This window comes from Sphingomonas sp. 3-13AW, from assembly GCF_049311085.1.
In the GTDB taxonomy this organism is placed as follows: domain Bacteria; phylum Pseudomonadota; class Alphaproteobacteria; order Sphingomonadales; family Sphingomonadaceae; genus Sphingomonas.
Window position 1 is genome coordinate 143306 of sequence record NZ_JASNVZ010000005.1, and the last position, 24449, is coordinate 167754.

Here is a 24449-nt window from a genome sequence, read left to right on the forward strand (position 1 = left end):
CTGGTTCTAGCCATAGGAGCAGAACATGGCGACGACACATAATCATGACGGCCACGATCATTCGGATCACGACGGCCACGACCATCCGGGTGCAGCGCCGATGGTTGATGAGATTTCCGACTTCGAAGTTCTGGAACTCGCCGTTCGCGAGCTGGCCATCGAAAAAGGCCTGTTCACCGCCGAAGATCACCGCGTTTTTTCCGAATGGAACGACGCGAGATCGCCAGCCGCAGGTTCGCGCATGGTCGCAAAGGCCTGGTTGGACCCGGAATATAAGGCCCGGATATTCTCCGATCCCCTGGATGCCAGCAAGGAGGTCGGCGTCGACTGGGCCGAGCCGAGCGGCTTCGGGACGACAAGCGATTACATGCACCTGACCGTGCTTGAGAATACGCCGACGTTGCATCATGTGATCGTCTGCACGCTCTGCTCCTGTTATCCGCGGCCGTTGCTGGGCCACTCGCCCTATTGGTACCGCGCGCCCAACTACCGCCGCAGGATCGTCCGTTGGCCGCGTCAGGTGCTGGCGGAGTTCGGATTGGTCGTTCCCGCCGAGGTTGAGGTGCGGGTAGAGGATTCCAACGCGAAGAGCCGCTTCATGGTCCTTCCTGTGCGGCCCGAGGGCACCGAGGGCTGGTCGGAGGACCAACTTGCAGAGATCGTCACCCGCGACTGCATGATCGGCATTGCTCAGCCCAAGCCCGGCAGGACATCGGACGGCCCCCGGCCGATCCATAAGGCCAGCCGACCGGTCCACAGCGGAGGCAGGCCGGCGGAGGCCGCACAATGAGCGGGGCCAATGGTGCCGTTCAGGGCCAGGCCGAAGGGCAGTACGTCGACCTTGGTCGCGTCGAGTTGCTCGAGTCCCTGCAGAACGAGGATCAAACCTGGGAAAAGCTCGCGCCGCGTTGGTCCGTCACCCAGCCAGAACCGCCATGGAAGGTCTGCCTCGACGCGACCTGCGACGCTCTTTCGGCAGTCGGGGCGCTCGACTCACTGGAGCGCCGGCACGCCGAGGACGAGCTCGAGGCCGTGTACAGCGAGATCCCGAACCCCGAACGCCAGCTTCTGACCCTAGCGCATATCATGCTCAGTCGGGGACTCGTGACCGAGGACGAACTCGCCCGCCAAATCCGCACCGTCCGGGACCGGCTTGAAACCGTCTAGGATCAAAGGAGGTAGATATATCATGGCAAACTATCGCTCTATGGCTGTACGCGCCACGTGCGCACTGCCTGTCTTCATGGCGGGCACTACCCCGGCATTTGCTCATCATATGGAGGGTGGAAGGAGTCCTGAGACTTTCTCGGACGGCCTGCTTTCCGGCATCGGGCATCCAGTCATCGGCGTTGACCACTTCGCGTTCATCGTCGCGGTCGGCATTGCAGCCGCCCTGGCTGGCCGCCTCTGGACCTTGACCATCACGTTCGTGGTTGGGGCCCTGGCGGGATGCCTCCTCCATGTCGCCGGCGTCACCTTGCCCGTGGCGGAACTGGTCATCACCGCGACAGTGCTGCTGCTGGGAGCCATTATCGCGACAAATCGCGAGCTGCCTGCGGTCATCCTTGGAGTTCTCTTCGCCGGTGCGGGGCTCTTCCATGGGTGGGCGTACGGCGGGTCGATCCTGGGTGCGGAGCAGACTCCGCTCGTCGCCTATCTCCTCGGCTTCACGCTGGTCCAGTTGGGCATTGCGGTGCTCGCCGGTCTCGCCACCCGCTGGGTGATCGTCAATGATGGTGCTCGTCGAATGGAGGTACGCCTCGCGGGCGCTGCCGTCGCTGGCATCGGAATGGCGCTCTTCATCGGGAATGTTGAAGGCATCCTGTTCCCCGGCGTCGTGTGACCGTGGTGTCAGCGAATTAATCGATACGCAGACTTTTCACCGTTCCGGCAATGAACCTTGTCCATTGCCGGAACGGAGAACTGGCGCCGAGCAGAGGCGGGAGGAAAACCTCCTCTTTGCGGAAAACGGTGCAGGCAACTCTAGGAGAAGCGCCATGGCAAAGTTCGAAAACCGGCTGGCATGTGTGATCAAATCAGATGGCACGATCGCGCGCGGCTATATGATCGACAAGTGCGAAAAGAAGGGCGAGAACGAATATCTGATCAGTTGGAAAATCCCCCTCCAGGGCGAGGCGAAGACCAACTTTTCAGGGACGATCGGCAGCGCCTTGGAAGAGGATGTCGAGCCTGGCTTTATCACCGTCGGGCTCACTAAAGATCCAAGCCAGATGCAGGTGCATACATACGACGTGACCGGCAAGCCGGCGCCCCGTTCATTTCACATCGCCTGTTTCAGGGACGAGTAAGCCGAAGATGCTGCGGCATCTGCTGCCACCCGCCCATAGCTGGAGCCCTTTGCTGAGGTCTTCGGCGTGGGCAGGAGGCGCGAGATAGCCGAGCGGAGAGTGCAGAGAAGTCGGTTCGAGTTGACCATCTATATGGCGATGCCGATCCGGTGGTGGCTGCCAATTTCGCCTCTCCGCGCGAACGTCCGCTCCGGCACTGACTCCCGGACATTACCACGCACCGTCGCGCTCTTGAGCAAGAGCAGAGGAGCACCACGGCATGGATGACGTCCTCCTCCGCATCGTCATTTTCGTCGTGGTTGGCTTGGTGTCCGGCTTCTTCGCAGGCCTGTTCGGTATCGGCGGGGGCACCATCCGCATGCCGATCTTCATCTATCTGTTCCCCTGGATCGGCGTTGCCCACCCGGTGATGATGCATGTGGCAACCGCCACCTCAATGGCACTGGTCATACCCAGCGCAATCAGCTCGACCCGCAAGCACTACAAGCTCGGCGATCTCGACATCGGTCTGTTCAAGATCTGGGCCGTCGGCCTGGTTATCGGCGTCGGCATCGGATCGATCCTGCTGCCGTTCGGTTCGACCGAGGTCCTGCAAGCCCTGTTCTCGATCTATATCCTTCTGGTGGGCTTCTACATCGCGTTCAATCATGGGCGCTTTTTCTTCGGTCAGGAGCCGCCGAAGGGTGCAAAGATGGTCGGGCTTTCCTCGATCGTCGGCTTCGTCGCTGCGATGACGGGCACCAGCGGCGGCACGCTAACGACCCCGGTCCTGTCGGCCTTCAACCTACAGCTGGAACGCGCGCTTGCGATCTCGGCCGCGACCGGTCTGATCACCGGCACGGTGGCTGCAGGGAGCTCGATCATCAGCGGCTGGAACGCCAGGGACCTGCCGTCTTTCTCGCTCGGCTATGTCGACGTCGTCATTTTCCTGGCGATGGTTCCGACCGTCATGATCGCCGCACCGGTGGGTGTGAGTGTCAGCCACAAGATGAAGGAGCGGACCTTGCAGCTCACCTACGCGATCCTGCTCATCTGCATCGGCATCGATCTTTTACGGCGTCTCATCTGATCAGCGCGGCGCCGCGCGAACGAACTGAAAGGGGTGGTACATGGACGATCCTGTTCCGCCGCAATCCACAGCCGATGCTGGCGGAGCGTTGTTCCCCTATCTTGTCCTCGCAACGATCGTCGGGGTGGCGACGGGCACCATCGGCTCGCTGTTCCACCTCGCGCTCAATACACTGCAGCAATGGCCCAAGCTGCTTGGCTGGCAACTGGAAGGCCCGCTGCTGGTGCTGACCGCTGCGCTCATCACCATGATCGCGACGGTAACAGCGGTGGCATTGGTCCGCCATGTCGCGCCGGAGGCTGGCGGCAGCGGTGTCCAGGAAGTGGAAGGCGCGATGGCCGGGCTCCGGCACGTGCATGGGGCAAGGGTGCTGCCGGTCAAGTTCTTCGGCGGGATCGCCGCCATCGGCGGCGGCCTGGTGCTGGGGCGCGAAGGGCCAACCATCCACATCGGCGCCTCCGTCGCTTCAATGCTGATCAAGCGGTTCAGGCTGGGCGCGACGGCGAGAAGCGGTCTGCTCGCATCGGGAGCCGCGGCGGGCCTTGCCTGCGCCTTCAACGCGCCCGTGGCCGGCGTGCTGTTCGTGATCGAGGAGACGAGGCGCCAGTTCCCCTACCGGTTCGACACCTACATGGCGGTTATCCTGGCGTCGCTGCTGGCGACGGTGATGACCCAGTGGATCGGTGGTCGGGGCCCGGACCTCTCGATGTCCGCGGCCGAGATGCCGCTCAGCAGCCTGCCGCTGTTCGTCCTGCTTGGGTGCCTGCTTGGCGGGATCGGTGTTCTGCTCAATGCCGGCATCCTCCGTGGCCTTGCCCTGGCCGGTGCGGTGGGAAAGCGCGTGCCGTATCTTTATCCCGCTGCGGTGGGGCTGGCGGTCGGCGCGCTGCTGGCGTTGCTGCCCGACGCAGTGACGGGCGGAGAGGGGTTGATCCCCGGATGGGTGCGCGCAAACCCCGGCACGTCCGCGCTGCTGATGCTGTCGGCGATCCGCTTCTGCACCACGATTGCCAGCTATTCGGTCGGCGCACCGGGTGGCATCTTCGCGCCGATCCTGTCGCTGGCGGCCTGTGTCGGGCTGGCATTTGCCGGCGTCGTTCACATGATCGTTCCAGCTGGCGCCGCAGGTTCCGGCGCTTTTGCCATCGCTGCGATGGGCGGGCTGTTCACCGCCTCGGTTCGGTCGCCGATGGTGGGGGTGGTGCTGACACTGGAACTGACCGGCGCCTATGCAGTCACGCTGCCGCTGGTAGCCACCTGCCTTGCCGCCAGCCTGGTGGCGCGCGCGCTAGGAGGTTCACCGATCTACGAACAACTGCTCGATCGCACCCTCAGGCTCGCCGGTGCCACCCCGCCGCGGCGGGCGCAGCCTCCGCCGGGAGCGCTTTAACCAGCACTGCCTGCCCAGTGAGCTATCGTCAAAATCCTGTACCCGTGCTTCTTCGAACGGCGTCAATTTTATCACCTGTTACGCCGCAGCCCGGCCCCGCACCGGGCGGAAGCAGATGCCTTCAGGCTCGCCGCAATGCTGCTAGAAGCGCGCCTCGGCTATCCTCCGCAGCGGCGTGTGGCCGTGCCGTGATGTCTTGCTTAGAACACCGGTCGGCAGAAACCGAATGCGCGCTGCGCACGCCGCTAAGCGCTTCAAGGCCAGGTGGAAACGGGCGGCTCCGTCGGGAGTGGATCCACAAGGCCAAAGCTGGGATAGCCAGCGCCATCAGCAAAAACGTTGTCACGAGTCCGGCAAACAACGCCGTAGCCTTGCCCCAAACCATAAGGTCAGCAGCATAAGGAGCGCCAGCAGGGCGTAGGCCATGCAGAAACCGTACAGCGAGAGTGACAACGTCGCTACCGCCATTCCGCATGGCACGCCTGGGGCGGTCAGCCGGTCGATCAGCACGATATTTCCACCGCTCCAGGCGCTCGGCATCATCTGGATAGCAAATAATTTCATCAGAGCAGCAGGAAGGTGTCGCGAGAGCGCGATCGGATGCCCTGCGGTGCGCAATACACTGCAGCCGGTCGCGTGGCCGGGCTGTCTGATCGGCACATAGCGCTAGCGGAGGCGTCCACCGGGTCCGCGCGGGTGCTTCGAACCGGGCCGGCGGCGCCTCGTCCTGCCGGATCGCTGATGTCGGGGGGAAGGGGCGCGGGCTCTAACCCGATCCTCATCCAGCAGAACCCGCCCTCGTCATGGCACCCGGCGAGCGACCGCCTCGCCGCGCTCCATGGCGCTGCCGTCGTTCCGAGCTGGCTGAGATCGCGCATCTTCCCGCGGTCCTGGCTGGGCCCGCTGAATACACTTCTGGCGAGATTCGTCGAGCCGCTCGCCAGTTTCGATGCACCGCGCCAACTAGAAGTTGAAAACGACGTTTGCAAAAGCGCCTGTCCAGGTCGGCGCCTTCCCCGGAAGTTCTGCCTTGATGCCGGCGCCAGGGAATGATGCGGCGAGACCGACCGTCAAGAACAGGTTGTTCGTCAGAATTTGATCGTATTCCAGGAAGAAGTCGTCGGAAAGATGGTGCTTGGTCACGCCGTCAACCAGGTTGAACCCGCTTGGGGTCGAGACGAGGCGCGTCGCCTGCCCGAACTGCAGCGGGCTCTCCAGCTTGTCCGCGCTGATATAGGCATAGCGCAGCGTGACCGTGATCTTCTTCGACGGCTGAACCGCTGCGCTGAACTCCAACGCCTTGAGGTTGGTGTTGATGAACACCATCGATGATTCCGCGCCCGTTGCCCAGATTCCCGGCGATCCTTCGTAGTATAACGGATCGAACCGCTCGAGCTTGGGCGTGTTCGGATTGTCGCCCGAGAAGAACTTTGCTGTGGAGATTAGCGTCGGGGTCCAAGGGATATCGGCGAACCTGTACCCGATCTGCCCCCGCGCGGCCCAGGCGGACATGTTGATCCGGTTGTTCCACTCATAGGCGATATCGCCGGTGATGAACCAGTTACGCCAGATGCCTTCGTCGCGGCTTCCCTTGAAATAGAGATTGACGACGTTGGTCTTGTCGCGCCCGTCGGGAATGATGGTCGGCGCGCCGATGCCGCCCGGCGCGGCGCGGATGTAGGGCGACTGTGATCTCAGCACGTTGATATAGGTAAAACCGATGAAGTCCTCGTTCGACGCGTCATATCGAACGTCGACGCCGGCAAGCTGGTTGTGCCCGTTATTGGACTTCAGTTCGCGCGGCTCGATGAAATAGCCGGTGATCGTCTGGCGCCCGTTGATGATGCGGCCGATCGCCGCCTGCTTCCACGCCTTGCGCGGCCCGAACTTCAGCGCGCCGCGCTCGAAGCCGTTCACGCCCCCGTTCGCGATAAGCATGCCGCTGCCCAGCACCAGTTCACGCGGACCGAGCGACAGGTCGAAGTTCGTGCCCTTGCCCTCGGTGCGGAAGCCCAAATAGCCTTCCTCCAGCGTGATTGCGCCCTGATTTCGTGAATCGAACGCGTCTGTCCCCCAGGTGCGCGATGCAACGCCCGAAATCTTGCCGTAGAAGACGTCGCCGCCCGAGAAGGTTTTGTCGAAGCCGATCCCCGGCTTCACATATCCCTCGAGCCAATTCTCGTCAGAATTAAACTTCGACTGCGGCGAATAGGCGGACGCGAGGTTCCAGAAGAGGTTATTCTCGACATCGTAGTCGAGCCCTCCCTGCAGATACCATCGCACATGCAGCCCGTCCTTGTCGTAGATGTCCGTCACGGGCCGCTTGTCTTTTGCGGCGGCGGTCAGCTGTTCGGTCCGCAATCCTGACGGACCGCCCTGCGGCAGCGTGGGCGGGCCAGACCGGCGTATCCTTCCGTCGATTACCTGGATACCGTCGGCCCTCCCGGCGGGAACGTCGCTGGGTGGGCGACGTGCTGGCGGCGCTTCCTGCACGGCTTCGGCCACGATGGTCGGAGGCACATCCATCATCGTGCGCTATCCTTTTAAGCTGGATACGGTTCGACACCGTCCCCGGAGGAAGCTGCGGCGTCGCGTCCAGAAGCGTCGTCCACCCATACCTGCCTACGGGCCTGCTCCATTTTGACCACAGGCGTAATGTGCGCGAAGTGCCGGCCATATAGCGGAAAGTACCTATCGCAGCCTGGAACATGCCGCTTACTGAGACGCTTATTTGTTCAAACACCCCCACTCTTTGGCATTTCGATCCGGCCGCAACATTCCGCTATTGGATTGTGGGTGTAGCCTTCGCCCGCTGCCTTTCTATCTGGAGTTTGGGGTGGCGCTTGTTTGTCGCTGGCCGCCACGTTCGGCAGATCAACGTGTCGTCCCGAAGCGCCGACTAGCAACGCGAACCGACCCACCCAGCGTCAGATCTACCTACTTCTCCAACCCGCCCTGAAAACAGTGGCGCGCGATGAGCCGCCGCGTCCAGACGCAGGGCATTTCGGGAGCGGCACAACGCGCGAGACCAGCTATCTTCGCTGTCATCTGCTCCTGGTCCGGCAGCTTCGGGAGGCTTTCGGCACCTGGGCCCGCAGACGCCGGAACCTCAGCGCGTGGGCGCGGTCAGTTGATCTACCTATTCTTGGAGGTTCCAGGCAGGGAGTAGCGTGACGAGTGCGGCCGAACGTGACCGTTGTCGATACCGGCAGCACACCGGGAATGCTGGGTGGAGAACAACCGTGCTCGACATCTCCAAAACTGCCGCCCGTCCGTTCGCCGCCTTCACTCTGGCATTGCTGCTCGGCACCGCCGTGGCCGCCCAGGAACAGGCGACATCGCTCGGTGGTGGCTCGCAGAAGCCGCCTTTGTCCGCTGCGGCTTCGGACCCGCGCGTGATGGGGTGGATGCAGGGATTTCCCCCGCCCAAGGACAAGCTGATCATGCAACCGCAGTCCGACTACTTCAGCTTTCCCAAGCTGCGCTGGTCGGTCTGCCACATTCGCCAGCTGCTGCCGACAGTGGAGATCAACCGTGGCCTGAAAAACGCCATTCCGCTGACGTATCTGCCGCCTGCGGAGCTCGCACGAACGGCAAAGACGATCAACGCGCTGACGTTCACCCCGCTCAATTCGAACAAGCCGATGACATGGGAGCAATCGCTTGGCGTTAACTACACCGATGGCATGTTGATCTTCCACAAGGGGCGGGTCGTCTATGAGTGGTATTCCGGCTGCCTGGAGCCGGACGGCAAGCATGCCGCCATGTCGATGACCAAGTCCATGACCGGGCTATTGGCGGAAATCCTGGTTGCCGAGGGCAGGCTCGATCCGAGTGCAATGGTGACCCGCTATGTGCCGGAAGTGGCAAAGAGCGCCTTCGGCACCGCGACAGTGCGCGAAGTGATGAACATGACGACCGGGCTGGATTATTCCGAGGATTACGCCGATCCCAACGCAGGGGTGTGGAAATATGCCGCGGCCACCAGCCCCCTGCCAAAGCCTGCCGGATACAAGGGTCCGAACGGCTATTTCGAGTTTCTGGAACAGATTCAGCCGGAGGGGAAGAACGGCGAGGCCTTTCACTACAAGACGCCGAATGCCGACATGCTTGGCTGGATCATTTCGCGCGTCAGCGGTAAATCCGTAGCCAACCTTGCGTCGGACCGGCTGTGGCGGCGGATGGGCGCGGAGCAGGACGCCTATATGACGGTGGACGCCTATGGCACGCCGTTTGCCGGCGGCGGCCTTAGTGCGGGATTGCGCGATGTCGGCCGGATCGGGCTCCTCGTGCTGAACGAGGGCGTGATCAACGGCGAGCGGCTGTTCCCCGCCGCAGCGGTGAAGGCGCTGCGGGCTGGGGGCGATCCGAAGAAGTTCGGGACGGAATATCCCGCGCTCATCGGTGGCAGCTACACCGGCCTGTGGTGGATCTATCCGGGCAACGGCAGGATCATCGCTGCCCGCGGCGTCTATGGCCAGACGATCTATGTCGACTTCGACGCCGACATGGTGCTCGTCAGGTTCGCGTCGATGCCGAACGCCGCCAACAATCTGAACGACCCCACATCGCTGCCGGCGTATCGCGCGGTCGCCGCCTATCTGAGATCGCTGCCTCATAGGTGAGACGTAGGATTCCGCAGGCCAAGGCCAGGAGGCATGCTCGTCACTGCGCGGTCTTCGCGACAAGCTTCATCACCGCCGGCCAGAATCGTCCCGGTCCATCGCCGGGTGGACGGGCCGGTCGACCGTATCATTCCAGTCGTCCGCCCGCGCTCACCTCGAAGCGGCCGTCGCAAGCTCGCCCTCCCCAGGCTCGCCCGCCAGGCGGAACGGGTCCGGTTCGTCCGTCCGGGCGGGAACGGCCGTTCCTGCGCAACCAGCGGAAAATTCTGCTGAGACGGCAGTTGCAGCCGCGCTTGCGCCCGATAATTAATCGTCCTTGCGGATCCGTGGCGAGGATCTTGTCCCCCCGCTCAATCTTCTAGGCAACAAGCCTGCCGCAAGACGTGAAACCGCACTGCTTCATGCTCCACCAGAGCGCGTGGGCTGGTCAGGATTCTGCGACGCGCTAAGCGAGGCGGCGTCGCAGCATAGGCTAGCCGCTGGAATGTCCGTCCGACTGGGCCGGCGATCATGTTTGAAGCGAGGTGCTTCCGTAGCGGAAGCGTGCAACGCCCCTCGTTGTCGTGAGGTTGGCCGAGGCGATCCTCAAGCGCAACCTCGATACTGACCTGCAGATGCAGGTGAGGAAACGGTCGATCAGCGGCGGCAGAATATAGGCGAAGCGCAGGTGAGTTCGGAATCTAGAAATGCCCGGCGGGTAGGGGGCCGCTATCGCGAGCAATGCCCGTTCGCGCGTTTGCGGAGTCGCCATCACGGAAACTCGAACGCTGCAGGTTCTGAGGGGGTATGCTTCTTCTCTTCAGGTAGGCGTAGCCGGTCGTTGATCGACGCCGATGCTATTCACGAGCTTGGGCCGGCTCTCCATGAAAGCGCCCACGATCTCGCCACACCATCTCCATAGCGACTGACTTGAGCCGCCTCGGGAGAAAGGCGCGGCGGGTGAATCTTGGCCCTGTGACTCGAAGTGCAATACCTGCCCCGCGGCTGGCTTTGCAAACTTGAGCAGCTTCGCGTGCAAATCGACGAAGAGATGGAGGCCCGACCGGGAATCGAACCCGGGTGCAAGGATTTGCAGTCCTCTGCGTCACCACTCCGCCATCGGGCCTCGACGTCGGAGGCGGGCAATTGCGCGGTTTTGGGCGCGGGGTCAACCGCGTTTCTCGGCTGAGTCCACTGTGGGCCAGAAAATGCCGCACGGTCGCTTGGCGGGGAAGCGAGCGCGAAGTACATAGCGTCATCTCAACTAGTGTATTGCACGGATAACACAGACGTGCGACAGGAGCATCATGGACGTTTCGGCAGACACTCTTCGCTTTGAGGAAATGCGGGCAGCGATGGTCGCGAGCCAGCTTCGCACGAGCGCTGTCGACGACGCGCGGGTGGTGAAGGTCATGGGCGAGGTCCCGCGGGAGCGCTTCGTGCCGGCCGACCTGCGCGCTATCGCCTATTACGACCGTGACGTGGCGCTCGGGAACGGCCGCGCCATGAACGCACCGCTCGCCACCGCGCGCCTGGTGAACGAGGCGGAGATCCTGTCGACCGATCGTGTGCTGCTCGTCGGTGCAGCGACCGGATACACGGCTGCCGTGCTCGCCGGTCTCGCCGGCTCGGTGGTCGCGCTTGAGGAAGATGCGACGCTCGCGGCCCAGGCGCGTGAGGCACTTGCCGGCATCGGCAACGTCACCGTGGTCGAGGGGCCGCTGGTGGAGGGCTGGGCGCAGGGCGGTCCCTATGATGTGATCGTGATCGACGGCGCCGTGGAGTCGGTGCCGGAGGCGATCGTTCAGCAGGCGAAGATCGACGGCCGGATCACGACCGGGCTGATCGATCGTGGTGTCAGCCGGCTTGCTGCGGGGCGCCGGAGCGAGGGCGGCTTCGGGCTGGCTGACTTTGCGGATGTTGACTGCGTAGCGTTGCCGGGGTTCGCAAAACCGCCGACCTTCCAGTTCTAATAGTCCGCGCTAGAGACCGAGGGGGGAGCATGCGCGCGTTTCGTTGGATCGCCGGAATCAGTCTGGCGGCATGTGCAGTCTCCTCTGTCGAGGCAGAGACGCTGCGAGAGGCGCTGGTGCGTGCCTATGGCAGCAACCCGCAGCTGACCGGGGAGCGCGCGAACCAGCGTGCGACCGACGAGGGGGTGCCACTCGCGCGTGCGCCCGGCCTGCCGCAGCTGAGCGCCGACGGCAGCTATAGCGAGAACGTCCTCAACACCACGAACAACAGCATTGCGCAGCCACAGCGGACGGCGTCGGCGGGGGTCAACCTTTCGGTGCCGCTCTACAACGGCGGTGCCGTGCGCAACTCGATCCGCGCGGCCGAGCGGCGGGTGGAGGCGGGGCGTGCCAACCTGCGCAGCGTGGAGGCGAACGTCTTCACCCAGGTGGTTGCCGCCTACAACGACGTGATCCGGGATGAGGCGATCGTTCGCCTCAACCAGCAGAACGTTCGCGTGCTGGAGGTGAACCTGCAGGCATCGCGCGATCGCTTCGAGGTCGGGGACCTCACGCGCACGGACGTTGCCCAGTCGGAGGCGCGTCTCGCCTCTGCGCAGGCGCAGCTGCAAAGTGCCGAGGCGCAGCTGGTTACCAGCCGCGAGAATTATGTCGAAGTGACGGGCGCGGCCCCCGGTATCCTGGCGCCGCCGCCGGAGCTTCCGAACCTGCCGGCGGATCCGCAGGGCGCCGTTACGGTCGCGATCGACAACAATCCCGCGCTTCAGGCCGCGCAGCGCGAAAGCGACGCCGCCGGCTTCGACGTCCGCGCCGCCCGCGCGAGCCGCCTTCCGCGGGTCGCCGCAGTGAGCGGCGGCAACTACTCGACCGTCCTTAATTCGATCCCGGATCTCAATGGCTTCCGCATCTCGCCCGACGGCGCGTCGGTTACGGCCGGGTTGCAGCTGTCGGTGCCGCTGTTCCAGGGTGGCGGCCCCGCCGCCCAGGTCCGCCGCGCACAGGCGGTGGAGAGTTCTGCGATCGAGCGGGTGACCGCGGTAGAGCGCGGGCTGGTGGCCGATACCCGCTCCGCATATGCCGCGTGGCAATCGTCGCTGCGGGTGATCCAGTCTTCTGAGGTGCAGGTCGCCGCCAACCGCCTGTCGCTGGAAGGCGTCCGCGCCGAGAACAGCGTCGGCACGCGTACGATCCTCGACATTCTCAATGCCGAGCAGGAGCTGCTCAACTCGCAGGTCCAGCTCGTCTCGGCGCGCCGGGACGCCTATGTCGCGGGCTTCGCGCTGCTGGCTGCAATGGGCCGCGCAGAGGCGCAGGACCTGGGCCTTGACGGCGGGGCGCTTTACGATCCCCAGATCAATTACAGCCGGGTGCGGCACCGCATCTGGGACTGGGACAGCGATCCGGCGCCACGGCCTGTAGCCAGCACGACGGTGGGGACGCCGGCGCAGACGCCGGTGGTCACCCGCGAGCTGGAGCCGGAGCTTCAGCACGACGTAAATCCGTACGGCATCACCGACGGAAGCGACGCCGCGAACCGGCGCGGCGGTGGTACGACGTCTCGGCCCGTTGACACCAATCGCACAAACCCCGACAGCTGATCGGTCAGGAATACGGTAACCATGAGGTTCGCGGTGGGGGACATGAGTACCGAGACGTCGATGGAGGACATCCTCTCTTCGATCAAACGGATCATCGCCGAGGAAGGCGACGGTCCGGTCTCGCGCAGCCGCAAGCCGGTTCGTGCCCCTTCGCCGGTCTCCGATGAAGACGACGAGGATGAAATCCTTGAGCTCAGGGACGCGGTGAGCGATCCGCTTCCGCCTCGCCCTTCGGCCGCGGCTGCAGCGGAGCGCGCTGCTCCGGCGCCTGAGCCCGATCCGACCATCCTCTCCGATCGCGCTGCCGAGGCCACGCGTGGCGCGCTCGAGGCGCTGTCGCGCATGGTGGTGAAGCCGGAAGCGCCGGGCGCCGATTCGCTTGAGGCTCTTGTCCGCGAAATGCTGCGTCCGATGCTGCGCGAATGGCTCGATGCCAAGCTGCCGGCGATCGTGGAGACGATGGTCGCCCGTGAGATCGCCCGCATCAGCGGACGCGAGTAGCGACAGGCGCGGGCGCGCTTGCGTCCGCGCGGTGGCTGCGCCATGCGCTCGGTCATGACCGAGCTTGCCAAAACCTTCGATCCCGCCGCCATCGAAACGCGCTGGTATGCGCATTGGGAGGAGCAGGGGCTGTTCCGCCCCGAGCGTCCCGACGCCCAGCCCTGGACGATCGTGAACCCGCCGCCCAACGTGACGGGCAGCCTCCACATCGGCCACGCGCTCGACAACACGCTGCAGGACATCCTGGTTCGTCACGCGCGCCTGCAGGGCAAGGACGCACGCTGGGTCGTGGGCACCGATCACGCCGGCATTGCCACGCAGATGGTGGTCGAGCGCAACCTAGCCAAGGAAGGCGTGAAACGCGCCGATCTCGGCCGGGAGGCGTTCGTCGACAAGGTCTGGGAATGGAAGGCCGAAAGCGGCGGCGCGATCACCGGCCAGCTGCGGCGCCTGGGCTGCTCGATGGATTGGGCGAACGAACGCTTCACCATGGACGAGGGCTTCTCGAAGACCGTCGTGAAGGTGTTCGTCCAGCTTCATCGCGACGGGCTGCTGTATCGCGACAAGCGGCTGGTGAACTGGGACCCAGCGTTCGGCACGGCGATCAGCGACCTGGAAGTCGAAACCCGCGAAATCCAAGGCAGCTTCTGGCACCTGCGCTATCCGCTGGAAGACGGTTCGGGCGAGATCCGCGTCGCCACCACCCGGCCGGAGACGCTGCTCGCCGACATGGCGGTTGCGGTTCACCCTGAAGACGCGCGCTACACTGCGCTCATCGGCAAGAAGGTGCGGCTGCCGATTACCGGCCGCCTGATTCCGATCGTCGCCGACGAGCATGCCGATCCGGCGCTCGGCTCGGGCGCGGTCAAGATCACGCCCGGCCATGACTTCAACGACTTCGAGGTCGGCCGCCGCGCCGGCATCGAGGCGCGCGACATGCTCAACATGCTCGACGCCAAGGCGCAGGTCACCCAGACCGCCGACGGGCTGATCCCCGAGGAACTGCTGGGCCTCGACCGGTTCGAGGCGCGCAAGCGCATCGTCGCCCTGTTGAAGGAGCAGGGCTTCCTGGTCCCCTACGTGGACAAGGACGGCGGCGAGCATGACGCAGAACCGCGCACCATCCAGACGCCGTACGGCGATCGCTCGGGCGTGGTGATCGAGCCGTGGCTGACCGACCAATGGTATGTCGATGCCAAGACGCTCGCCCAGCCGGCCATCGAGGCGGTCCGCTCGGGCAAGACTCAGATCGTGCCCAAGAGCTGGGAAAAGACCTATTTCAACTGGATGGAGAACATCCAGCCGTGGTGCGTCTCGCGCCAGCTGTGGTGGGGCCATCGCATCCCGGCATGGTTTGGACCGACGCTCGACGGTGATGGCCGCCCGCAGGTGGGCGATGTCATTCGCGTTGCTGCTCCGGAGGGAGAGTTGATTGCCACCGGTCGCACGCGGATGGACGTTCAACCATTCGTTGGTGAGACAGAGGAAGAGGCTCTTGCCGCTGCGCGAGCATTCTATCCCGCTGGCTTTGAAGTCGAATTGACCGACGACCCCCACGCCAGGAGTGACAGTAAAACCATTCGGCTCCGTCGTGACCCCGACGTGCTCGATACATGGTTCTCCTCCGCACTGTGGCCGTTCGCGACGCTTGGCTGGCCGGAGAACACCGATCCAACGCTTGGCGGCCGCTATCCGAATGACGTGCTGATCTCGGGCTTCGACATCCTATTCTTCTGGGATGCGCGCATGATGATGCAGGGTCTGCACTTCATGGGCGAGGTGCCGTTCCGCAAGCTGTACCTGCACGGGCTGGTGCGCGCCGCAGACGGCGCGAAGATGTCCAAGTCCAAGGGCAACACCGTCGATCCCCTTGGCCTGATCGAGCAATATGGTGCCGATGCGCTGCGCTTCTTCATGGCAGCGATGGAGAGCCAGGGTCGCGACATCAAGATGGATGAAAAGCGGGTCGAGGGATATCGCAACTTCGCGACCAAGCTGTGGAACGCGTCCCGCTTTGCCCAAGCGAACGGCATTGTCGCCTCGACGACGCTGGAGGCGCCGGCGGCAACGCTCGCGGTCAACAAGTGGATCGTCGCGGAGACGATCGCCTGTGTTCAGGCGGTGGATCTGGCGCTTGCCGACCTGCGCTTCGATGGGGCGGCGAACACCATCTACCAGTTCGTCTGGAGCCGGTTCTGCGACTGGTATCTGGAACTCATCAAGCCGGTCCTGCAGGGCGAGGGTGCCGAGGGTGCCGACGAAACCCGCGCCGTTGCGGGCTGGGTGCTCGACCAGATCCTGGTGCTGCTCCACCCCTTCATGCCATTCATCACCGAAGAGCTGTGGCATGCGATGGGCGCGCGCTCGAACGACCTGATCGTGGCACGCTGGCCGATCGCGGATGCACGCGCGCTCGATCCGGCAGCTAGCGAGGAGATCGACTGGGTGATCCGGCTGGTGAGCGAGGTGCGTGCTGCGCGTACCGAGCTCAATGTGCCCCCGGGCGCTCGCCTGCCGCTTCACGTCCGCGACGCATCGCCCCTCACGGCGGAGCGCATCGCGCGGCAGGGGACGGTGCTGGCCCGGCTTGCTCGCGTCGATGCTGCGGCAGGAGAGGCCCCGGCCGGCGGCGCGCTGCAGATCGTGGTGGACGAAGCGACCTTCGTTCTGCCGCTGGAAGGCGTGGTCGACCTCGAAGCCGAACGCGCCCGCCTCACGAAGGCGATCGCAGCGGCGGAAAAGGAGCGGGACTCGCTCGCTGCACGACTCGAGAACCCCAACTTCGCCAGTCGCGCCAAGCCCGAGGCGGTGGAGAAGGCCCGGGCCGACCACGCCGACAAGCAGGCGGAAGCGCTGCGGCTGCAGGCGGCGCTCGCGCGTCTCGGCTGAGGTCGCGAGCCGCGTGAAGAAATAAGGGGCGGCTGTTTCGGCCGCCCCTTTTCGTCAGCGCCGGCAGCTGTCGCCCGGACCCGCATCGAGATCCAGGCAGCGCCCGTCGATCTCGCTCGCGGGGACGGGAAGCCGGATCAGTGCCGCGAGGGTGGGCAGGATGTCGACCGTCTCCACCCCGAACGGCTGCTCGAAACCTGGCGTTCCCTTGCGCCAGAACAGCATCGGCACCCGCCGATCATAGTCCCAGATGCTGCCGTGCGAAGCGACGGTGGAGCCGATGGGTGCCGGCGCGGGTGTTACCCGCGGCTTGAGCGGGACGACGAGGTCACCGGATCGAGCCGGGTCGAACGATGCGCGCGCCCGCTCCAGCAGCGACCAGGTTTGCGGGTCGCTGTGCCCCGGCATCGGTGTCGCGAGGATCTGCGCGCGGGTGAATACGGCCTGGACCTGCGGGTTGGCCGAAAGAAGCGCAATCGCTTCGCGCTCGACCGCCGCCCGCTGGGACGCGGTAAGCTTGATGTCGTACCAGAAGTCGCCGTTCACGCCGCCGAACAGGACCGGACCGGAAATCCCGAGTTTGCGGCCGATCGCCGCGCCGATTTCCCGCGCCCGCAGCGCGCCGTCCTGGCGCTGTGCATCGGGCATGGCGTGCTGCGCATGGCGTTCGGCAAGGTCCTGGCCGCCATGATCGGCGGTGAGCACCACCTGATAGTCGACGCCCGTCGCGTCCAGCACGGCGAAGAAGTCGCCGAGCGAGCGGTCGAGCGCCAGCATCTGCAGGCACATTTCGCTGCCCTCGGTGCCGAAGCCGTGGCCGACATAGTCGGTGGCAGAGGCGCCGACGGAGATGATGTCCGTCGTGGGTCCCTGGCCGAGCTTCATGTCCTGGACCAGTCCGGCGGCGAGTGCCAGCACCGCGCCGTCGAACTCGGGCGAGCGTCGGAAGGCGTTGGTGTCGCCCGCCGCACGTTCGAAGCGCCCGGTGCCGACGGTGCGCTCGCCCGCTTGGATCGGGATTGCGCGCGACTGGCACATCGCCGGCAGTTCCAGCGCGGGCTGGGCCGTCGCGATCTGCGCGGCGACAGCGGCATTGGCCCGCTGCACCACTGCCGGCATCTTGCGCCCGGCGTAGGACACGAAGCCCTTGCCGCCCCACCACCAAAGCTCGTCGACCTTGTGCCCGCCCATCATCACCGCGGCGCGATCCTTGCCGGCGACGGAGACTACCCGGGTCGCCGGGTTGGCGTTCTTCATGCGCTCGCCCAGCGTCGGTACCTTCAGGTGTCGGTCCGAAACGGTGTAGTTGTCCGAAGTGCTGCCGGGTACCGTCTCGTCCTCGGAGCAGTAGATCTTCTTGTCCGGACGCCCCGCCTTTTGATCCCACCAGTCATTGGCGACGATGCCGGTGCGATACGGCCGTGATCCGGTCAGGATCGTGGCGTGGCCGGGGCAGGTTTCGGTCGCCGCATGGCTTTGGTAGCCGGACGGGAACACCTGGCCTTCGAGGAGCCGTGCAAAGCCGCCGCTGAAGCTGTTGCGATATTGTGCAAACAGGTCGGCCGAGAACTGGTCGACGGAGATCGCCACGATCAGCTTGGGCCGTGTAGTCGGCGCCGGCGCGGCGGGGACCGCAGGCGGCGGGGCGGCGTCCTGCGCGTGCAGCGGCAGGATTGCCGTGCTGCAAAGCAGGGTGGCCGCGAGCAGCGACGCGAGCGGACGAACAAGACGCATGAAAATAACTCCAGAGGAAAGCAGAGTGCATCCGGGATAGGAGGGGGCTATCCCCCATCATGGCCGATGCGGCAAGGAAGGTTCATGGCGCGCTTCTGTTTCATGCTTGTGGCGGTGTTGACCTTGCTGATGGGGGCGGGCGCACATGCGCAGGCGCCGACGGCAAACCCGCATATCGCGATCCGTCTTGTCGCGGAGACCGATACGCCGGCTGCCGGTGAGGAGGTGACGCTGGCGTTCGACTCCACGCCGCAGCCGGGGTGGCACGGCTATTGGCAGAACCCCGGTGACGCAGGAGTAGCAACCCGGCTCGACTGGACGCTTCCCGACGGAGTGACCGCCGGGCCGCTGCAGTACCCGGTGCCCCAGCGGCTGACGATCGCCGGGCTGATGAACTATGTCTACGAAGGACCCTTCGCGCAGCTTGTCCGTCTGAAGATTCCTGCCGGGCTGACGCAGGGCACTCGACTGCCGGTGCGGGTGCGCAGCGACTATCTCGTCTGCACGGACCAGTTGTGTGTCCCCGAGCGTGCCGACCTGGCGATCGATCTGGTCGTGGGCGACGGGCGCATCTCCCCGGAGCGCCGGGCCATTTTCGACCGGTGGCGCAGCGCGCTTCCCAAGCCCCTGGGCTCTCCGGCGCAGTTCGCGCGGGTAGAGGAAGGCGGCGCGCAGCGGATCCGGATCGGGGTGCCGTTCCCGGCCGACCAGAACATCGCCAACGCGTATTTCTACCCGCTGACCCATGACGCGATGTCGTACGGCGAGCGGCAGAAGATCGCGCGGGACGGCGACCTTCTGGTGATCGAGACCGATGCGGCGGAGGGCCCCGCTCCCGAGCAGATCGAAGGGGTGCTCGCCACCGGCAGCGGCCCGTCGTTCCTGGTCACGGCCCAGCCCGGCGTCGTCGGCAAGCCGCAGGGACAGGGGGGCACGATTGTGCTGGCTTTGCTCGGCGCGGTTCTCGGCGGACTGATCCTCAACGTGATGCCGTGCGTATTTCCGATCCTGAGCCTGAAGGCGCTGCACCTGGCGCGCGCGGGGGAATCGGAGAAAGGAGCGCGGCGAGAGGCGCTGGCCTACACCGGCGGGGTGCTGCTGACCTGTCTGGCTCTTGGCGGTGCGATGCTGGCGCTGCGCGCCGCGGGCGTCGCTGCGGGATGGGCGTTCCAGTTGCAGGACCCGCGCGTGATCCTGCTGCTGTTGCTGCTGGTGACCGGCGTCGCACTCAACCTCGCCGGGCTCTTCACGCTGCCGACGCCGCGTTTTGCGGGAGAGAGCGGGGCGGTCGGCGCCTTTGCCACCGGTGCGCTTGCCGCCTTCGTCGCGACGCCGTGCACCGGTCCGTTCTTGGGTGCGGCGCTCGGCGCGGCGCTGGTGCTGCCCACGATCGCGGCGCTTGCGGTCTTTGCGGGCCTGGGCCTGGGCCTCGCGCTGCCGTTCCTGTTGCTCGGGTTCGTGCCTGCGCTTCGCCGGCGCCTGCCGCGGCCGGGCGCCTGGACCGGCCGCCTGCAACGGATCCTGTCGCTGCCGATGTTTGCAACCGCGCTCGCGCTCGCCTGGATTCTGGGGCAGCAGGCCGGGGTCGACGGGATGACGATGGGCCTGGGCGCAGCGCTGCTGCTGGGGCTCGCCTTCTGGTGGACGGGTGCGCGTCAGGCGAGCGGTCGTGCGCACGCCGCGTGGCCGATGGTGCCGGCCCTGCTCGTGGCCGTCCTCGCGATCTCCACCATTTCCCGCGCACCGGCGCAGGCTGTCGCGGTACCCGAGGGTGCGGAGACGTTCAGCGAGGCGCGGCTCGCGGAGCTCCGCGCGGGCCGTAAGCCGGTGTTCGCCTATTTCACCGCCGACTGGTGCGTCACCTGCAAGGTCAATGAGAAGACCGCCATCGAGACGTCGCGCGTCCGCGACGCTTTTAGCGAAAAGGGCGTGCAGGTGCTGGTGGGCGACTGGACCGACGGGGACCCCGCGCTCGGGCGCTTTCTGGAGGCGCATGGGCGTGCCGGCGTGCCGCTCTACCTCTGGTATGCGCCCGGCGCGGAGGGGCCCCAAGTGCTGCCGCAACTGCTCACGGCCGACATGCTGGCGCAGCTTCCGAACGGCGGGCGGTGAGCGTCCGATCCTTACCGAAACCCATCCAGATCATGCGTGGTTGAGCCTTCCGGATCCTTTTCGGCTTGTGCGTCGCACAAACCTGTCTCAGCATGGAACTCCAGCGCCGTTGGGAGCTTGAAGGGGGTCCATGAACAAAGCGGCATTTGACGAAATCTGGGGGCACGGTGGGCCTGAGGCGCCACGACCGGAATTGGCGGCGCTTGCGCGGTGGATGCGCGAAACGCCGGAGCGGGAGTTGGCGCGCCGGCTCGAATCGGCTGAGACCACTTTCCGTCAGCTGGGCATCACCTTCGCGGTCTATGGCGACAGCGAAGCAGCAGAGCGGATCATTCCGTTCGACATCGTCCCGCGCGCGTTCCTGGCGGAGGAATGGGAACGCCTCTCGCGCGGCCTGGTGCAGCGGGTTGAGGCGATCAACGCCTTTCTCAGCGACATCTATGGCGAACGCCGCATCCTTAAGGAGAACATCCTCCCGCCGGAGCTGATCTGGTGCAACCCGCAGTTCCGCCCTGAAGTGGCGGGTATCCGTCCGCCGCACGACGTCTGGGCCCACATCTGCGGCATCGACCTGGTGCGGACGGGCCCGGACGAGTTCTGGGTGCTGGAGGACAATGCCCGCACCCCCTCGGGTGTCTCCTACATGCTGGAAAACCGCGAGGCGATGATCCGGCTGTGCCCGGAACTGTTCCGCGGCGGGCGGGTCGCCCCCGTCGACAGCTATCCCGACCTGCTGCTGGAGACGATGCGCTCGGTGAGCCCGCATGGCTGCGGCCGCAACCCGGTTTGTGTCGTCCTGACCCCCGGCCACTTCAACTCCGCCTATTACGAGCACAGTTTCTTGGCGGACTCGATGGGGATCGAGCTGGTCGAGCCGGCCGACCTGCTGGTCGACGACGACGTGGTCTATATGCAGACCATTGCCGGCCGGGTGAAGGTCGACGTCATCTATCGCCGGATCGATGACGATTTCCTCGATCCGCTGGTATTTCGCCCGGATTCGATGCTGGGCGTGCCCGGGATCATGGCCGCCTATCGTGCGGGGAATGTCACGCTCATCAACGCGCCCGGCAATGGGATCGCCGACGACAAGGCGATCTACAGCTACATGCCCGAGATCGTCCGCTTCTATTCGGGCGGGGAGCCGTTGCTTCCGAATGTTGAGACCTGGCGGTGCCGCGAGCCCCAGGCGCTGAAATATGTGCTCGATAACCTCGATCAGCTGGTGGTTAAGCTGGTCGACGGCTCCGGCGGCTATGGAATGCTGGTCGGGCCGACCGCCAGCCGTGAGGAGATCGAGGCGTTCCGCGCCGCCCTGATCGCGGAGCCGCACCGGTATATCGCGCAGCCGACGCTCGCTCTCTCGACGGTTCCGACCATGACGGACAAGGGATTGAGCCCGCGCCACGTGGACTTCCGCCCGTTCGTCCTGACCGGCAGCCAGGGTGTCCAGGTCGTCCCGGGCGGTCTTACCCGGGTGGCGCTGCGCGAGGGATCGCTGGTCGTGAACTCGAGCCAGGGCGGCGGCACCAAGGACAGCTTCGTGCTGCTGCCGGAGGGGGCATCCAGCTCCGCAACCCAGGCGCAGTCTGCGAACGGGATGACGCAGACGATGGGTGGAATGACCCAGACGATGGGCGAGGGCTGAGCGATGGCCATGCTCTCCCGCACGGCGGCCTCGCTCTACTGGCTCGGCCGCTACATCGAACGGGCCGACTTCATCGCGCGACTGGTGGAGGCGACGGTGCGGCTCGACGCGCTGTCGGCGCGCCCGGCCGGGGAAGCGGCCTGGGCAAGCGCGCTTAGCGTCACCTATACCGAGGAAGCGTTCGCCGGGACCGGCCGGTCGGTGACGCAGCCGCATGTCGCCCGCTTCCTCACCTGCGACCGCAGCCACCCGGGCTCGATCCTCTGGTGTCTGGATGCCGCGCGCAACAATGCCAAGGCGGTGCGCACGGCGCTTACGCGGGACGCCTTCTCCGCGATCAATCGCGCCTGGCTGCAGTTCAATGCACCGACCGGGGGCGATGCGCCGGCCGAGGTGCTCAGCCTGGTCGAATCGATCAAGGCAGAGGCGCGCGGCTTCGAGGGCGCGGTCCAGCGCATGATGAAGAACGAGGCGACCTGGTTCATCCAGCTGGGCGCCGCGATCGAGCGGGCCGACAACACTGCGCGGCTGATCGACGTGAAATACCACCTGCTGCTGCCAGAGGGGGAGCGGGTCGGCGGCGTGGTCGATCGTGACCAATGGACCACCATCCTGCAGACGGTGTCCGCCGTCACCGCCTATCGCTGGCTGTATAATGAGGGGCTGCGTCCGAACCTGGTGATCGAACTGCTGCTTGCCCGCGGCGAAGTGCCGCGCAGCCTTGCCGCGTGCGTCGGTGAGACGGTCGAGATGCTCAACCTTCTCGGCAAGCGCGCCGGGCTGCAGGGCGAGGCGGATCGCATGGCGCGCACGCGCCTCGCGCGGATGCAGAAGACGCGTACCCATGAGGTCATCGTCAGCGGCCTCCACGAATATCTCACCGCCTTCATCCGGGAAAATGCGATGCTCGACGCCGCGATCGCCCGCCAGTTCCGGTTCATCTGATGCGTATCGAAGTCGAACATCACAGCCGCTATCGCTTCACCGAGCCGCAGGCGCGCGTGGTGCAGCTCCTGCGCCTGTTCCCCGGCGACACCGTCAACCAGACCGTGGTGGACTGGCGGATCGACGTGGACTGCGACGCGCGCCTGCGCGAAGCGCGCGACGGCTACGGCAACATCATCCGCATGCTCTATGCCGAAGGGCCGCTCGAAACGATCGGCATCACGGTCTCGGGCGAGGTGCTGTTGCCCGATACCATGCAGGCAATCGACGCGTCCGCCGAGCCGCTGCCGCCTGCGTGTTATCTCCGAACGACCCCGCTGTCGGCCGCCGACGCCGCGATGACGCGCTTCGCACGGAGCGCGGCCGGCGAGGGGGACGTTCGCTCCAGCGTCGAACGACTTACCGCCGCGCTGCACGATCGCTTCGAGATCGACCGGCGCCGCGGCGACGGCGTCCTGCCCGCCGCGGAGGCGTTCGCTGGGGATCGGGCGAGCCCCCGCGACCTCGCGCAAATGCTGGTCGGGTGCATCCGCGCCATCGGCATACCGGCACGCTATGTGTCGGGCTACAGCCTGGGCGGGTGCGAGCGTCGCGAGCGCCCAGCCCCGCACGGCTGGGCCGAGGCCTATATCGACGGCTACGGCTGGCTGGCGCTAGACCCGTCGCTCGGTGGCCCCTCCGGCCTCGACCATGTGCGGGTCGCAGTGGCGCTCGACAGTGCCGGCGCGGCGCCGATCTCGGGCACGCGGATCGGGCATGGCGAGGAGGAGCTCGATGTGGACGTCGCGGTCGGCCGGCTCGGCAGCAACGGCTGAGGCCCTGCTGCTGCGGCGACGAGCCTGTCAGGGTAGGGCGATCGCCTCTGTCAGGGGCGAAACGGTGTCGTGCTCATCCAGGCGGGTCCAGCCCGCCGGGCCCAGCGCCTCGATCGGACGATAGCGGGTCTTGTACGCCATGCGCGCCGACCCCTTCACCCAATAGCCGAGATAGACATAGGGGAGGCCGCTCGCCCGTGCGCGCAGGATGTGGTCGAGGATGATGTAGGTGCCCAGGCCCGGTCGCGCGGGATCATCGGTGCGGAAGAAGCTGTAGATCATCGACAGCCCGTCCGAATGCTGGTCGGTGATGCACGCACCCACCAGCTCGCCCGCGCGGCCGCCGACCTCGGGTTCGCGATATTCGATGATATGGGAGTTGATCGGCGTCTGCTCGACCATGTCGGCATAGTCGCTCTCGTCCATCATCGTCATGCCGCCGCCCGGGTGGCGTGCGCCCAGATAGCCGCGCAGCAACTGATATTGCTCGTCCGTCGCCCAGGGGCGGCAGGCCGTGACCACGAGGTCGCTATGGCGGCGCCGCAGCTTGCGCTGGGTGGCGTTCAACTGGAATTCGCTCGCGACGACGCGAACGGAGACACAGGCGGTGCAGCTGCCGCAGCTCGGCCGATAGGCGACCGATTGGCTGCGGCGAAAGCCGATCCGGCCCAGCGCGTCGTTCAGTTCGCCAGCATGGGGCCCAGACAGTTCGGTGAAGACTTTGCGCTCCTGCCGACCGGGCAGATAAGGGCACGGCGAGGGGCTGGTGACAAAGAACCGGGGAAATCGAAACGGAGCTGTCACCTCACGACCCTTCCACCGCCCTTCGCGGATCTGTTGTGGAGCCCCGTTATGGGACTAG

At 65.5% G+C, this 24449-nt stretch carries 19 protein-coding genes and 1 tRNA gene; 15 read left to right on the forward strand and 5 right to left on the reverse strand.

Translation table 11 applies throughout. From position 1 onward, the window contains the following. Positions 1–25: 25 nt before the first annotated feature. The 6 genes from scnC (at position 26) to clcA (ending at position 4768) form a co-directional block, all read left to right on the forward strand. The gene (gene scnC / locus QP045_RS08490; RefSeq protein WP_422514546.1) at positions 26–790 is read left to right on the forward strand and encodes a thiocyanate hydrolase subunit gamma; all 765 of its coding nucleotides are present in this window, start codon (positions 26–28) and stop codon (positions 788–790) included. After that, positions 787–1167, forward strand: a complete 381-nt coding sequence (locus QP045_RS08495; RefSeq protein WP_422514547.1) for a hypothetical protein — start codon at positions 787–789, stop codon at positions 1165–1167. Before scnC ends, QP045_RS08495 begins: the two co-directional genes overlap by 4 nt. 22 nt (positions 1168–1189) lie before the next feature. After that, entirely contained in the window at positions 1190–1843 is a 654-nt protein-coding gene (locus tag QP045_RS08500) for a HupE/UreJ family protein (RefSeq protein WP_422514548.1), read from the forward strand. Between the two features lie 154 nt (positions 1844–1997). Beyond that, positions 1998–2309: a hypothetical protein gene (locus QP045_RS08505; protein WP_422514549.1), complete on the forward strand. Its 312-nt coding sequence runs from the start codon at positions 1998–2000 to the stop codon at positions 2307–2309. A gap of 259 nt (positions 2310–2568) precedes the next feature. After that, positions 2569–3378 carry a sulfite exporter TauE/SafE family protein gene (locus QP045_RS08510; protein ID WP_422514550.1) on the forward strand — a complete coding sequence of 270 codons (810 nt, stop codon included), beginning with the start codon at positions 2569–2571 and terminating at the stop codon, positions 3376–3378. Between the two features lie 40 nt (positions 3379–3418). Then, complete coding sequence (gene clcA / locus QP045_RS08515) at positions 3419–4768, forward strand: H(+)/Cl(-) exchange transporter ClcA (protein ID WP_422514551.1); 1350 nt, start codon at positions 3419–3421, stop codon at positions 4766–4768. Positions 4769–5110: 342 nt separating this feature from the next. Here the strand turns inward: clcA and QP045_RS08520 are convergent, their stop codons facing one another. After that, positions 5111–5332, reverse strand: a complete 222-nt coding sequence (locus QP045_RS08520; RefSeq protein WP_422514552.1) for a hypothetical protein — start codon at positions 5330–5332, stop codon at positions 5111–5113. Positions 5333–5731: 399 nt separating this feature from the next. Next, a complete protein-coding gene (locus QP045_RS08525) occupies positions 5732–7297 on the reverse strand; it encodes an alginate export family protein (RefSeq protein WP_422514553.1) in 1566 nt (521 codons plus the stop codon). Positions 7298–8010: 713 nt separating this feature from the next. Here QP045_RS08525 and QP045_RS08530 point away from each other — a divergent pair. After that, complete coding sequence (locus QP045_RS08530; protein ID WP_422514554.1) at positions 8011–9393, forward strand: serine hydrolase domain-containing protein; 1383 nt, start codon at positions 8011–8013, stop codon at positions 9391–9393. Between the two features lie 1031 nt (positions 9394–10424). On the opposite strand, the gene QP045_RS08535 is transcribed toward QP045_RS08530, so the two are convergent. Beyond that, positions 10425–10498, reverse strand: a tRNA-Cys gene (locus QP045_RS08535). Between the two features lie 181 nt (positions 10499–10679). Here QP045_RS08535 and QP045_RS08540 point away from each other — a divergent pair. The 4 genes from QP045_RS08540 to QP045_RS08555 are packed head-to-tail and all read left to right on the forward strand — an operon-like array spanning position 10680 to position 16333. Beyond that, positions 10680–11345 carry a protein-L-isoaspartate O-methyltransferase family protein gene (locus QP045_RS08540; RefSeq protein ID WP_422514555.1) on the forward strand — a complete coding sequence of 222 codons (666 nt, stop codon included), beginning with the start codon at positions 10680–10682 and terminating at the stop codon, positions 11343–11345. A gap of 29 nt (positions 11346–11374) precedes the next feature. Beyond that, entirely contained in the window at positions 11375–12943 is a 1569-nt protein-coding gene (locus QP045_RS08545; RefSeq protein WP_422514556.1) for a TolC family outer membrane protein, read from the forward strand. A gap of 33 nt (positions 12944–12976) precedes the next feature. Beyond that, positions 12977–13444: a DUF2497 domain-containing protein gene (locus QP045_RS08550; protein ID WP_422514629.1), complete on the forward strand. Its 468-nt coding sequence runs from the start codon at positions 12977–12979 to the stop codon at positions 13442–13444. A gap of 54 nt (positions 13445–13498) precedes the next feature. Further along, entirely contained in the window at positions 13499–16333 is a 2835-nt protein-coding gene (locus QP045_RS08555) for a valine--tRNA ligase (protein WP_422514557.1), read from the forward strand. A gap of 54 nt (positions 16334–16387) precedes the next feature. On the opposite strand, the gene QP045_RS08560 is transcribed toward QP045_RS08555, so the two are convergent. After that, positions 16388–18067: an alkaline phosphatase family protein gene (locus tag QP045_RS08560; RefSeq protein ID WP_422514558.1), complete on the reverse strand. Its 1680-nt coding sequence runs from the start codon at positions 18065–18067 to the stop codon at positions 16388–16390. 84 nt (positions 18068–18151) lie between these two features. On the opposite strand from QP045_RS08560, the gene QP045_RS08565 reads away from it, so the two are divergent. The 4 genes from QP045_RS08565 (at position 18152) to QP045_RS08580 (ending at position 23587) form a co-directional block, all read left to right on the forward strand. Then, on the forward strand, positions 18152–20179 hold the full coding sequence (locus QP045_RS08565) for a protein-disulfide reductase DsbD family protein (protein WP_422514559.1): 2028 nt from the start codon (positions 18152–18154) through the stop codon (positions 20177–20179). Positions 20180–20309: 130 nt separating this feature from the next. Further along, positions 20310–21827 (forward strand): circularly permuted type 2 ATP-grasp protein, encoded by a 1518-nt coding sequence (locus QP045_RS08570; protein ID WP_422514560.1) that lies wholly within the window; start codon positions 20310–20312, stop codon positions 21825–21827. A 9-nt stretch (positions 21828–21836) separates the two neighbouring features. Then, positions 21837–22772: an alpha-E domain-containing protein gene (locus tag QP045_RS08575; RefSeq protein ID WP_422514630.1), complete on the forward strand. Its 936-nt coding sequence runs from the start codon at positions 21837–21839 to the stop codon at positions 22770–22772. Beyond that, the gene (locus QP045_RS08580) at positions 22772–23587 is read left to right on the forward strand and encodes a transglutaminase family protein (protein WP_422514561.1); all 816 of its coding nucleotides are present in this window, start codon (positions 22772–22774) and stop codon (positions 23585–23587) included. Before QP045_RS08575 ends, QP045_RS08580 begins: the two co-directional genes overlap by 1 nt. 27 nt (positions 23588–23614) lie before the next feature. On the opposite strand, the gene QP045_RS08585 is transcribed toward QP045_RS08580, so the two are convergent. Then, positions 23615–24391, reverse strand: coding sequence for an arginyltransferase (locus QP045_RS08585; protein ID WP_422514562.1), 777 nt, complete (start codon positions 24389–24391; stop codon positions 23615–23617). Positions 24392–24449 lie beyond the last annotated feature (58 nt).